At 59.3% G+C, this 11971-nt stretch carries 14 protein-coding genes; 7 read left to right on the top strand and 7 right to left on the bottom strand.

Annotation, left to right across the window (positions count from 1 at the left end; genetic code table 11):
• Positions 1-81: 81 nt before the first annotated feature.
• On the top strand, positions 82-726 hold the full coding sequence (locus JFT86_RS17100; RefSeq protein ID WP_201237581.1) for a DUF480 domain-containing protein: 645 nt from the start codon (positions 82-84) through the stop codon (positions 724-726).
• A 116-nt stretch (positions 727-842) separates the two neighbouring features.
• On the opposite strand, the gene JFT86_RS17095 is transcribed toward JFT86_RS17100, so the two are convergent.
• Together JFT86_RS17095 and JFT86_RS17090 are read right to left on the bottom strand one after the other, a co-directional pair.
• Positions 843-1361: a cupin domain-containing protein gene (locus JFT86_RS17095; RefSeq protein ID WP_201237580.1), complete on the bottom strand. Its 519-nt coding sequence runs from the start codon at positions 1359-1361 to the stop codon at positions 843-845.
• Positions 1362-1543: 182 nt separating this feature from the next.
• Entirely contained in the window at positions 1544-2362 is an 819-nt protein-coding gene (locus JFT86_RS17090) for a shikimate 5-dehydrogenase (RefSeq protein WP_201237579.1), read from the bottom strand.
• Positions 2363-2618: 256 nt separating this feature from the next.
• On the opposite strand from JFT86_RS17090, the gene JFT86_RS17085 reads away from it, so the two are divergent.
• From JFT86_RS17085 to JFT86_RS17075, 3 genes are all read left to right on the top strand, one after another.
• On the top strand, positions 2619-2972 hold the full coding sequence (locus JFT86_RS17085) for a hypothetical protein (RefSeq protein WP_201237578.1): 354 nt from the start codon (positions 2619-2621) through the stop codon (positions 2970-2972).
• A 232-nt stretch (positions 2973-3204) separates the two neighbouring features.
• Positions 3205-3399, top strand: coding sequence for a hypothetical protein (locus tag JFT86_RS17080; protein WP_201237577.1), 195 nt, complete (start codon positions 3205-3207; stop codon positions 3397-3399).
• A gap of 102 nt (positions 3400-3501) precedes the next feature.
• Positions 3502-3684: a hypothetical protein gene (locus JFT86_RS17075; protein WP_201237576.1), complete on the top strand. Its 183-nt coding sequence runs from the start codon at positions 3502-3504 to the stop codon at positions 3682-3684.
• On the opposite strand, the gene JFT86_RS17070 is transcribed toward JFT86_RS17075, so the two are convergent.
• Positions 3681-4742, bottom strand: coding sequence for an AI-2E family transporter (locus JFT86_RS17070; RefSeq protein WP_201237575.1), 1062 nt, complete (start codon positions 4740-4742; stop codon positions 3681-3683). The two genes, JFT86_RS17075 and JFT86_RS17070, sit on opposite strands and share 4 nt — an antisense overlap.
• Before the next feature lie 111 nt (positions 4743-4853).
• On the bottom strand, positions 4854-5540 hold the full coding sequence (locus JFT86_RS17065) for an isochorismatase family protein (protein ID WP_201233053.1): 687 nt from the start codon (positions 5538-5540) through the stop codon (positions 4854-4856).
• 192 nt (positions 5541-5732) lie between these two features.
• Between JFT86_RS17065 and yegQ the strand changes: the two genes are divergently transcribed.
• Positions 5733-7070: a tRNA 5-hydroxyuridine modification protein YegQ gene (yegQ, locus tag JFT86_RS17060; protein ID WP_201237574.1), complete on the top strand. Its 1338-nt coding sequence runs from the start codon at positions 5733-5735 to the stop codon at positions 7068-7070.
• 122 nt (positions 7071-7192) lie between these two features.
• Here yegQ and JFT86_RS17055 read toward each other — a convergent pair whose 3' ends face one another.
• Entirely contained in the window at positions 7193-8056 is an 864-nt protein-coding gene (locus JFT86_RS17055; protein WP_201237573.1) for a LysR substrate-binding domain-containing protein, read from the bottom strand.
• A 101-nt stretch (positions 8057-8157) separates the two neighbouring features.
• Here JFT86_RS17055 and JFT86_RS17050 point away from each other — a divergent pair, with 101 nt between their 5' ends.
• Complete coding sequence (locus tag JFT86_RS17050) at positions 8158-9054, top strand: DMT family transporter (protein ID WP_201237572.1); 897 nt, start codon at positions 8158-8160, stop codon at positions 9052-9054.
• Between the two features lie 163 nt (positions 9055-9217).
• Here JFT86_RS17050 and JFT86_RS17045 read toward each other — a convergent pair whose 3' ends face one another.
• Together JFT86_RS17045 and JFT86_RS17040 are read right to left on the bottom strand one after the other, a co-directional pair.
• Positions 9218-9448 carry a hypothetical protein gene (locus JFT86_RS17045; protein ID WP_201237571.1) on the bottom strand — a complete coding sequence of 77 codons (231 nt, stop codon included), beginning with the start codon at positions 9446-9448 and terminating at the stop codon, positions 9218-9220.
• A gap of 92 nt (positions 9449-9540) precedes the next feature.
• Entirely contained in the window at positions 9541-10254 is a 714-nt protein-coding gene (locus JFT86_RS17040) for a FadR/GntR family transcriptional regulator (protein ID WP_201237570.1), read from the bottom strand.
• Positions 10255-10610: 356 nt separating this feature from the next.
• Between JFT86_RS17040 and JFT86_RS17035 the strand changes: the two genes are divergently transcribed.
• Positions 10611-11957, top strand: coding sequence for an MFS transporter (locus JFT86_RS17035; protein WP_201237569.1), 1347 nt, complete (start codon positions 10611-10613; stop codon positions 11955-11957).
• Positions 11958-11971 lie beyond the last annotated feature (14 nt).

Here is an 11971-nt window from a genome sequence, read left to right as displayed (position 1 = left end):
GCCATGCTTGATGACCACACGGCTTGCCTTTTGTTTGGCAAGGATTAGGCTAGGCGCCTTCGACTGCAAAGGGAACGCGCGATGACCACCGAACAAGAATCCACCTTTGACGAGCCACGGCTCAACGCCACGGAAATCCGTATTTTGGGTTCGCTGATCGAGAAACAGGCGACCAGCCCGGAAACCTATCCGCTGACCCTCAACGCGCTGGTCACAGCCTGCAACCAGAAGACCAGCCGTGAACCGGTGATGAACCTCACTCAGGGCCAGGTCGGCCAGAGCCTGCGGGCCCTCGAAGGTCGCGGTTTTGCCAAACTGGTCATGGGCAGTCGCGCCGACCGCTGGGAGCACAAGGTCGACAAGGCCCTGGAACTGGTGCCGGCGCAGGTGATTCTGAGTGGCTTGATGTTTCTGCGCGGTCCGCAAACCATCAACGAATTGCTCACCCGCAGCGGGCGTATGCATGATTTCGAAGATGCCGAGCAGGTCGTGCATCAGCTGGAGCGCTTGATCGCACGGGGCTTGGCGGTGTTGATTCCGCGTCAGGCGGGGCAGCGCGAGGATCGCTATACCCATGCACTGGGTGATCCGGCGGACATCGAGGCGATTTTGTCGGCGCGGCAGAATCCGGGGGAACGTGCGAGCGGAGGTGTTTCGGTGGAACGCATCGAAGAGCTGGAAGCGCGGATTGCAGCGCTGGAAGAACGCCTGGCGCGCCTCGAATAACCACCACAAACCCCCTGTAGGAGTGAGCCTGCTCGCGATAGCGGTGTGTCAGTTACATCATCTTTGAATGACACACCGCTATCGCGAGCAGGCTCACTCCTACAGGGATCTCGGTTTCATTCGCCATCCCAGTAATCAACGCCATCTGCCTGCCGCGCCACGGCGACGAAACCTGACGCATTGCCCTCGGCATCCACACTGAAGTTGTCCATCACGGCGTACTTGTTCGAATCCGGGTATTCGCAGATGTCCGGCTGTTGTTGCGTGCTCACCGCCAGATAACGCAATTCGGCCTGGCTGGTGTTGATGATCTGATGGGCCATTTCCGGGCCACCCGCCGGGCAGGCGATCACGTCTCCCGCGCGGATCGGAAAGCGCTCGGCGCCGAGGCGCACCTCGCCCTCCCCGACCACCACGTAGAACATCTCTTCATTGACCCGATGACTGTGAAACGGGCTACCGCGCATGCCCGGCGGCAGCGCATACAACCGATATCCGAGTTTCTGTGCGCCGAGTCGCTGACCGATCCGGGCGCTGCGTTGCTGATAGCGCCCGGCGGTTTCGCCTTCCGGTGCCAGGGCTTGCGGGAGCGGTTCGAGTTCGACCTGATGCAGATTGAGGATGCGCGGATGCATGCTGACCTCGGTTTTTTGTGAGTGGGCAAGTCTTGGCTTGCTGGTGAGGCAGTATAGGCAATCGAAATTGAAACCGAGGGGCGGCCTTCGCGAGCAGGCTCGCTCCCACAGGGGTATGCATTCCAATGTAGGAGCGAGCCTGCTCGCGAAGAGGCCCGCCAAATCAACACAAAACCAGGAAGTCAGCTGCGGGCAAATGCCACCGCCGCCTGAAACTGCTCCTCTGTCGGCCGCACCCCGGTGTACAACACAAACTGCTCCAGCGCCTGGATCGCAATGACCTCAAGCCCGGTAATCACCCGCTTGCCTTCGGCCCGGCCGCGCACGATCAACGGTGTTTCCGACGGAATCGCCACCACATCAAACACCGTATCCGCCGCTTTGATCACCTCAGGCTCAAACGCCAGTTGCCCCGCTTCCAGGCCGCCGTCCATACCGACCGGGGTGACGTTGATCAGCATCTGCACACGCTCGTCACCCAGCTCAGCCTGCCAGCGATAGCCCAGTGAGTCCGCCAGTGCACGCCCGGCGCGTTCATTGCGGGCAATGATCAGGCCGTTTTTATAACCACCATCACGCAACGCGCTGGCCACCGCTTTGGCCATACCGCCGCTGCCGCGCAGGGCGAAGGTCGACTCTCGTGGCACCGCGTGGGTTTGCAACAACTGCGCGATGGCAATGTAATCAGTGTTGTAGGCTTTGAGATGACCCTGGGTGTTGACGATGGTGTTGATCGACTGGATCGCCGCCGCCGATGCATCCAACTCATCAACCAGCGCGATGCAGGCTTCCTTGAACGGCATCGACACGCCGCAGCCACGGATGCCCAACGCCCGAATCCCGCCGACCGCGCCGGTCAGGTCCTGGCTGCTGAAGGCCTTGTAGTAGAAATTCAGGCCCAACTGCTCATACAAATGGTTATGAAAACGCAGACCGAAATTCCCCGGGCGTCCCGACAGGGACATGCACAGCTGGGTGTCTTTGTTCGGGTTCATCTGCATGAAACTTCTCCTTCAAACGCACTTTCGGATGGACGGGATTAGCCAGCCCATCGGGTTCTGAACGATCATAGCGGCCTGTCTGCAGGGTGCTCAGCGGCCATTGCATGCCCCGGTAAAGAAGCCGGTACAGACCTTACACAAAATTTACCCAGCGGCTGTGCTGATTTTCCGAATTTCGCTGTCATAGAAGTATCCCCGCGACAATTGTGGGCCTGGTGCAGGCCCTGCCGCCGGGTAGAAGAACCGAGGATTTATCATGATTCGTAAACTCCCTATCGTGGCCCTGCTGATCGGTGCATTTGCTGTCGCAGGGCAAGCAGAAGCCCATGGCGGCAACTACTGGCAAGGCCCGGCGGTGTTTGGCGCGATCGTTGGCTCGGCCATCATCGGCTCGGCGCTGATCAATCAGGATCGCCCGGTGTATGTGCAGCAGGCGCCGGTCTATGCGCAACCGGCCCCGGTTTACGTGCAACAGCCACCGCCTCCGGTCTACTACCAGCCGGCACCGGTTTACGTGCAACAACCGGTCTATGTGCCCGCCCCTGTTTACTACGGCCCGCCGCGTGGTTACTACGGCCGGCCACACTACTACGGTGGCCCACGCTGGTAACCGAAACACAAAGCCCCGCTTTTTATAGCGGGGCTTTTTTATGACCGTCGGTCGGCCAGCGTCTGAAAAAATCTCGCAAAGGTCGCTGTGAGGACAGTTTCAGCCGTTAAAGTCGGCATGATTGATTTGCCCGACAGGGTCTTTTGCTTGAAACGATCATTTTTTTGTCATGACGGAACCGCAATCTGAATCCGTCCGTAAACAACAGGTTGATAACAACAAGGACGACTCCATGCCTACACAAAATCCGCACCGCATTGTCGGCTTGTGCACCTCCAGCAAGGTGTACAACGCGTTGACCGAGCTCAAGCACCTGGAAGGTCACCGCTGCGCCAAGTTTCTTTCGCTGCTGGCGGAAAATCTGGTGCACAAGGGCCTGCTCAATGAGCACGAAGTGGTGCACATGCTCGACCAGGTTGTCGATTGAAACAGTCCCCACTGTTATCAATGACCACTATCGAAAGCGTTGATTGTCGCTGAGAACGGCGAGCCCCTAAGGTAGCCCCATCGTTTGATGGAGGTACACGTCATGGCTCAGGTTCAAATCATGTCAGTAATCGGCAGCGCCGTTCCCGCACCACTCAGAGAGCTGGGATTGCTCGCCTGTTGGTATGTGATGCGTGACGGCGAAGCAATCAGCGGCCCGTTGACTTCCCTGCCGGCTGCGCAAGCCCTGTCGCAACAGATCGGCAGCGCAGCGTTTCACGCCTAAGGCAGCTGGACTTTGGGTTTGGTCTCGATGAACAAGGCCCAGCTCGACATGAACAGCGCGGCAATCAACGGCCCGATGACAAACCCGTTCAAGCCGAACACCGCCAGCCCGCCCAGGGTCGAGATCAGAATCATGTAGTCGGGCATGCGCGTGTCCTTGCCCACCAGAATCGGGCGTAGCACGTTGTCCACCAAGCCGATCACGAACACCCCGAACAAGCCCAGCACCATGCCTTGCCAGATCATCCCGCTGAGCAGGAAATAGGCAGCCACCGGCGCCCAGACAATCCCCGCCCCCACCGCTGGCAGCAACGACAGAAACGCCATCAATACCGCCCACAGCAACGCGCTGGGAATATCGAGAAACCAGAAAATCGCCCCGCCCAACGCGCCTTGGGTAATCGCCACGACCAGGTTGCCCTTGACTGTCGCGCGTACCACCCGGTTGAACTTCAGTTGCAGGCGACGTTTGTGATGCTCCTCCAGCGGCACCGCGATGCGTATCTTGCGCACCAGCTCCGCGCCATCGCGCAAAAAGAAAAACAGCAGATAGAGCATGATGAAAAAGCTCACCACAAACTCGAACGTCCCCTGGCCAAAACTGAACGCCTGACTCGCCAGCACCTGGCTGCCTTGCATCGCCGCTTTGACGATTTTCTCGCGCACGCCGTTGAGTTCGCCCATGCCGAAGCGATCGAGCAAGTGCTGAAAGTATTGCGGCAGGCTGTGTTTGAATTGCGCCAGATAGGCGGCGATATCGAGTTTGCCGCTTTCAATATTGCTGTAGAGCGTCGCCCCTTCCTGCACCAGCAGCACGCTGAGAATGATCACCGGCAAAATCGCAATCACCAGGCAGATGCTTAACGTACACAGCGAGGTCAGGTTGCGTTGCCAGCCGAATTTCATCTGCAACCGGCGCTGCATCGGCGCAAACAGAATGCCGAGGATTACCGCCCAGAACACCGCACCGTAGAACGGCAGCAGAATCCAGATGAAGGCCACCGTGACCAGCAACAGCAGCACGGTCAGGGATTTGAATTGAAGACTTTTTACGTTCATGTCCGGTCCATGTCAGTCAGGCGTCATGCACGCCCCGGTTGTTAGTCCGCCGGGGCGTGCACGAGTGCCATCTTTATTCATGGAGCATAGTTGCGGATCAGCGCGGGCTGATTAGCGAACCGGCAGTTTGACGATCTGCCCGGTGCTCAGCACGTCACCGAAGGTGTCTTCGACTTCCGCCAGCGCCGCTTTGTGCAGCGAGTCCTTGTCGATGGAAGCACCATTGGCGCGAGTGATTGCGCGGGTCGCCGAGGCATCGGACGCAACGATCACGTTGTAGCCCAGCGGCGCGGCATCCCGGGCTGCACCGGCGACGCAGGCGTGGGTCATCAGGCCGGCGATGATCACGGTTTCAATCCCCGACTTCTTCAGGCGCTCGTTGAGATCCGTGCTGCCGAACACGCTGACCGTGGTCTTTTGCAGCACGACATCGTTGGCGCGTGGCTGCATGTCCTTATGAAATTTCACCGTTTCGCCATCGATGGCAAACACCGCCGAACCGGCCGGCGCGACGTGCTGAACGTGGTAGACCGGAATCTTGTGGCTGTCCGCGAAGGCAATCAGCTCACGGGTTTTCGCCAGGGCGGCGGCACCGTCCGGGATTGGCATCCTGCCGGTGAAGTATTCGTTCTGGAAATCGATCACCAACAGTGCGGATTTGCCCGCCGGCAAGTGATCGGTCGGCGTGGCGCCGGACATCGCCCGGATGGTCGGATGGCTGCCAGCCACGGCGGCGGTGCTGGCCAAAACACCGGAGAATGCACAAGCGGCAAGAAAACGACGGGTAAAACGTTGCATGGGACTTTCCTTCTGCTATTGAGTGGATGAGCAAAGGTTAAGCGCGTATCGCCCCATCGAACACAGTGCAACCGGCACATGATCTGTGCAGTTTTTGCACAGATAACCACCACTCGCGCAAACATAGATCCATATCAATACACTCGATTGGCAAGCGCATTACCCTGCCGCGCTTTTACGATCGACGCCGCCATGACCTCCACGCCTGCCCTCGCCGCCCCGGAACTGCTCGCTCCCGCTGGCACCCTGAAAAACATGCGTTACGCCTTCGCCTATGGCGCCGACGCGGTCTACGCCGGCCAGCCGCGCTACAGCCTGCGGGTGCGCAACAACGAGTTCGATCACGCCAACCTGGCATTGGGCATTCGTGAGGCGCAGATGCAGGGCAAGCGCTTCTACGTCGTGGTCAACATCGCCCCGCACAATGCCAAACTGAAGACCTTTCTCAAGGATCTGGCGCCGGTGATCGAGATGGCGCCGGACGCGCTGATCATGTCCGACCCGGGGCTGATCATGCTGGTGCGCCGGCATTTTCCACAGATGCCGATCCACCTTTCCGTGCAGGCCAATACGGTGAACTGGGCCAGCGTCGAGTTCTGGCAGCAACAGGGCCTGAGCCGGATCATCCTGTCCCGCGAACTGTCGCTGGAGGAAATCGGCGAAATCCGCGAGCACGTGCCGGGCATGGAGCTGGAAGTGTTTGTCCACGGCGCGCTGTGCATGGCCTATTCCGGTCGCTGCCTGCTGTCGGGATACATGAATAAGCGCGACGCCAATCAGGGCACCTGCACCAACGCCTGCCGCTGGAAATACTCGGCGCAGGAGGCCACGGAAAATCAGCTCGGCGAGATCGTCCAGACCTATCAGCCCGAGCCGACCCTGGGCCTCGGCGCGCCCACCGAGCAGGTGTTTCTGTTGCAGGAAGCCAGCCGCCCCAACGAACTGATGCCAGCATTCGAAGACGAACACGGCACCTACATCATGAACGCCAAGGACCTGCGTGCGGTGCAGCACGTTGAACGGCTGACACGCATGGGCGTGCACTCATTGAAGATCGAGGGCCGGACCAAATCGCACTTCTATTGCGCGCGCACCACCCAGGTCTATCGCCGGGCAATCGATGATGCAGTGGCCGGGCGCGAGTTTGATCGCAGCCTGATGCTCGATCTGGAATCGCTGGCCCAGCGCGGTTACACCGAAGGTTTCCTGCGTCGCCATGTGCATGACGAATACCAGAATTATCAGCACGGCAGCTCCGTGTCGGAGCGCCAGCAGTTTGTTGGCGAGCTGACCGGCGAACGGCGTGATCGTCTGGCCGAGGTCAAGGTGAAGAATCGTTTTGCCTTGGGTGATCACCTGGAACTGATGACGCCCAAGGGCAACTTTCACTTCGATTTGCATGAACTGCACAACCTCAAGGGTGAAGCAATCGAAGTGGCGCCGGGGGATGGGCATACGGTGTATGTGCCGATCCCCGATGCGGTGGATTTGCGCTTCGCCTTACTGATGCGCGACCTCACCACCGTGTAACCCGTGTAACCCATGTAGGAGCTGCCGAAGGCTGCGATCTTTTGATGTTGCCTTTTTGAATCAAAATCAAAAGATCGCAGCCTTCGGCAGCTCCTACCTTTGTCAGCTATTCAGCCTCGCGGTCAGGTGAATTCCTCGCGCAACATCGCCACGAATGCCTCACGCGCCGGGTGTACCCCGGCGTTTTCATGCCAGTAAAACAGGTTTTCAATGGCGGTCAGTTCGGCAAACTCATACGCCACACACCCGGCGCCTTTGGCATATTGCTCAAAAACCCCTTTGGGCACCAACGCTACACCCGCCCCCGCACTGACACAGCCGACAATCGCCCCGTAACTGGCGAGACTGACAATCGGCAGCGCCTGCCCCTGCCGCAACAACCAATGCTCCAGCGCCGCACGATAAGGGCAACCTTGCGGCCACATAAACACGGTTTTGTCCTGCAGATCATTGATGTCGTGCACCGGCCCAAACGAAGTCGAGGCGATCAGCAGCAACTCTTCGCGGTACATCGGCGTGCGCTTGAGCTGCGAGCGTTCGACGTCCACCGCGACAATTGCCCCGTCGAGACGATGGCTGAGCGTATCGTCGAGCAACTGCCCCCAAGTGCCGGTGGTCAGCTCCAGCGCCACCTGCGGATAACGCTTGTGAAACTTCGCCAGCAGCCGTGGCAAACGCCCGGTGGCCGAGGACTCGATGGCACCGATGCGCAGCGGCCCCGAAGGTTCGGCGGATGGATCGACTGCGCGTTTGGCTTCCGCCGTCAGTGCCAAAATCTTCTCGGCATAGGCGAGAAACGTCTGCCCCGCCGGACTGATCCGCAGCCCACGGCCCTCACGCAAAAACAGCGCCACGCCCAGCTCGCCCTCCAGCGCCTTGATCCGCGCAGTGATGTTCGACGGCACGCAAAACAGCTGTTCCGCCGCCCGCGCGATGCTGCCGACCTCGGCCACGGTCTTGAACATACGGATTTGTGCCAGTTCCATACCCATCACTCTGAGTGAACATTCAGCGCAGTATAAGTCAGTTGTGGCGAATGATTGACCGCCCGGATACTCGGCGCATCAACCTTCTTGGTGCCTCGATCATGCAGCCTCCCTCCTCCTTGAAAATCGTTCTGGCCATGGCCTTTGTCGTCGGCTGCTGGGCCTATTCGCCGACCGGCATTCACATCGGCCTGCAAGCCTACGATCCCGGGCATCTGGCGCTGATGAGGTTTTTGCTGGCATCGGTGTTCATGGCGGTCATCGCAGCGTGCAAAGGCATTCGCCTGCCACACCTGAGTGATGTGCCGCTGCTGTTCGCCCTGGGATTCTTCGCGGTCAGCCTGCATCACGTCGCGCTGAACATTGGCCAGCAAAGTGTCAGCGCCGGGGCGTCGAGTGTGCTCGCGCAATCGAGTCCGTTGTTCAGCACGTTGCTGGCGCGTTTCGTGTTCAAGGATCAGGTCAGTGCCTGGCGTTGGGCGTGTGTGTTGCTCGGGCTGGTCGGTGTGGTGATTGTGGTCAGTGGTGATCGCGGCCTCGGCGAGATTGACGCGCATGGCTTGTTGATCCTGTTGGCGGCGCTGTCGTGGAGCATTTATTTCGCCCTGCAAAAGCATCATGCCCGTCGTTATGACGGCTTGAGCCTGGTGTGCTATGCGGTGTGGTCAGGGACATTGCTGCTGATGATTTATCTGCCGGGGTTGAGCGAGACCGTGATGAAAGCACCGCTGCGGGTGCAATGGGCGGTGTTGGCGCTCGGAATTTTCCCCAGTGCGCTGGCCTATCTGGCGTGGGGATTTGTGCTCAGGCATGTGGATTTGAGTCGGGCAACGATGACGCTGTATTTGATTCCGCCGACGGCGATGGCGATTGCTTCGGTGGGATTGGGCGAGCGGCCGAGCATGATGGTGCTGGTCGGCTCGGCGGTGGTGTTGATCAGTGTATTGGCGTTGAATCTGGAGCGACGGGTTTGGGGTGTTCGGGCTGTTGAGGTCTGATCCCGGATATGTGCTGAATTCAATTCCGCAATCGCGAGCAGGCTCACTCCTACAATGGGCGGTGGATGCACATGGATTCCGGGCATGCCATAAAACCCTGTAGGAGTGAGCCTGCTCGCGATGACGCCCTGAATAACAACACATTAATCAAGGCAATCACCGATCAGCGCCGATCATCCGACAACGGCGTCGGTTCATCTGCCGGCGGCACATCGTCATCCGCCGCCGGATCCTTCCAGTCTTCCGGCCGGTCAGCATCACTCAACGGATCGCGCCCTGGGGGCATTCCCATCGGTGAATCGTGATCAGCCAGGGTCGGTTCATCGGTACCGGGCAGCGGCCGGGTCGGGTCGGTGGGCAGCACCCCACCCTGAAACAGCAAATCGTTAGCCATGACGCACCTCACCAAGGAGGTCCGGAAAACCCGGGCCGTACAGCTTGGAATCAGCCCTGCCGGCGGCGTGCTATCGAACAGACCAACGGCGATCAGCCTTGTGCACTGAACCGGTCACGGCTGTTGGTCAGGTGCAGCCACATGGCGGCACGCGCCGCATCCGGATCCTGACGTTTGATCGCATTCAGAATCGCCTCGTGCTCAAGATTGGCCAGTTGCCCCAGCTTGCTCAAATCCGCCGCGCCCCGTTCGACTGCGTTGACCCGGGTACGAGGAATCATCGCGCTGCCCAGTTGCTGCATGATCTCGTTGAAGCAGACGTTGCCGGTGGCCTCTGCGATCAGCAGATGAAAGCGCCGGTCGGCCTCGACACAACTGTCGTTGTTGGCCAGCAGCCGCTGATAGTCGTCGAGCGCCTGACGCATCTGCAGCAGTTGCTGCTCGCTGCGTCGCTGTGCAGCCAGTGCGGCGGCCTGCGTTTCCAGGCCCATGCGCAATTCGAGAATGCTGCGCACCCCGAGTGCCGTATCCACATTCAGGCGCAGGCCCTGCTCCGGCACGCGCTGAATGACAAACGTGCCGATGCCGTGCCGCGTCTCGACCAACCCCGAAGCCTGCAATTTGGAAATCGCCTCGCGCACCACCGTGCGGCTGACACCGTGTTCCTGAACGATGGCGTTTTCCGACGGCAGCTTGTCGCCGGGCGACATCTGCCCGAGCAGGATGCTTTGAGTGAGTTTTTCCACCAGATCATGCGCGAGGTTATGCACGCGTTTTCGGGCGGGAGCGTCGAGATCTTCTTGCATGGTCGGTTCCGGTGAACGGGGCTTGCGGATCGTAGCACTGAGCGGATGGCTGACAAGCTTGATTCTAGCTTGAAAACGCCATCATCTTGTATGACAACACTCAATCTCCGCCAGTTTTCTCAGCACTCCCACAAAGGCTAAATACCATTAGCAAGCGGCATCCCCTTCTCTCGCACATCAATATCGACGCATAAAATCAGGGGAAAAACCTAAAAAGGCATAAAAAAACCGCGCACCAGAGGAAATTAATCAGTCCTTCCCACTTGTAGGACAAAAAAATCAGGTTGTATGATGTCTATCAACATCGCACGACCCAGCCGTACCCCGCATAAAAATAATCAGTGGGAGAAAACCAAGTGAAAACCTCCGTCTCCGGGATGAACGAGGGCGTTGATGCAACGCTGGCGTCCGCCATCTCGAAAGTGAAACGCCACGTCCTGCCGCTCTTCGTGATCATGTTCATCGTCAATTACATTGACCGGGTGAACATAGGTTTCGTCCGCACGCACATGGAACACGACCTGGGCATCGGTGCCGCCGCTTACGGCTTCGGCGCCGGCCTGTTCTTCATCGGTTACGCCCTGTTCGAAGTGCCCTCCAACATGCTCTTGCAGAAAGTCGGCGCGCGCATCTGGCTGACTCGCATCATGCTCACCTGGGGACTGGTCGCCGCCGGCATGGCGTTCATCCAGAACGAAACTCACTTCTACGTTCTGCGCTTTCTGCTCGGCGTGGCCGAAGCCGGTTTTTTTCCCGGAGTGATTTATTACTTCACCCGTTGGCTGCCGGGTGTGGAACGCGGCAAAGCCATTGCGATTTTCCTCAGTGGTTCAGCCGTGGCGTCGTTGATCTCCGGCCCGCTGTCCGGGCTGCTCCTGCAAATCGACGGTCTGGGTCTGCACGGCTGGCAATGGATGTATTTCATCGAGGGGATGTTCTCGGTGTGCCTGTGCGTGTTCGTCTGGTTCTGGCTCGACGCCAAACCCCACGATGCGAAATGGCTGACCCGCGCCGAACAGGATGCGCTGGTCACGGCCATCGACGATGAACAAAAGGCCCGCGAGGCCGCCACGCCGATCCGGCCATCGATGGGCAAACTGCTCAAGGACCGCCAGATCATTCTGTTTTGCCTGATCTACTTCTTCATTCAACTGACGATCTACGCCGCGACCTTCTGGCTGCCGAGCATCATCAAGAAGATGGGCGAGATGAGCGACTTCCAGGTCGGCTTGTTCAACTCGATCCCGTGGCTGCTGTCGATTGTCGGCATGTATGCCTTCGCCACGTTCTCGGCCAAGTGGAAACACCAGCAGGCGTGGGTCGCCACGGCCCTGTTGATCGCTGCGGCGGGGATGTTCATGTCGACCACCGGCGGGCCGATCTTCGCCTTCGTCGCGATCTGCTTTGCGGCGCTGGGTTTCAAGTCTGCCTCGTCGCTGTTCTGGCCGATTCCACAGGCGTATCTGGATGCACGAATCGCTGCGGCAGTGATCGCGCTGATCAATTCAGTGGGCAACCTCGGCGGCTTTGTCGCGCCGACCACGTTCGGCCTGCTCGAAGAACATACCGGCTCGATTCAGGGCGGCCTCTATGGCCTGGCCGCGACCTCGATCATCGCCGCCATCATCGTGTTCTTCGCCCGCACCACCGCGAAATCCACACCGGCCATCGCCGTGGCCGACGCCGCGCCGAAACATGCCTGACTTTCCGATTCCAG

It is taken from the genome of Pseudomonas sp. TH06, assembly GCF_016651305.1.
Classification (GTDB): Bacteria; Pseudomonadota; Gammaproteobacteria; order Pseudomonadales; family Pseudomonadaceae; genus Aquipseudomonas.
This window is presented reverse-complemented; position numbering and strand designations above follow the sequence as displayed.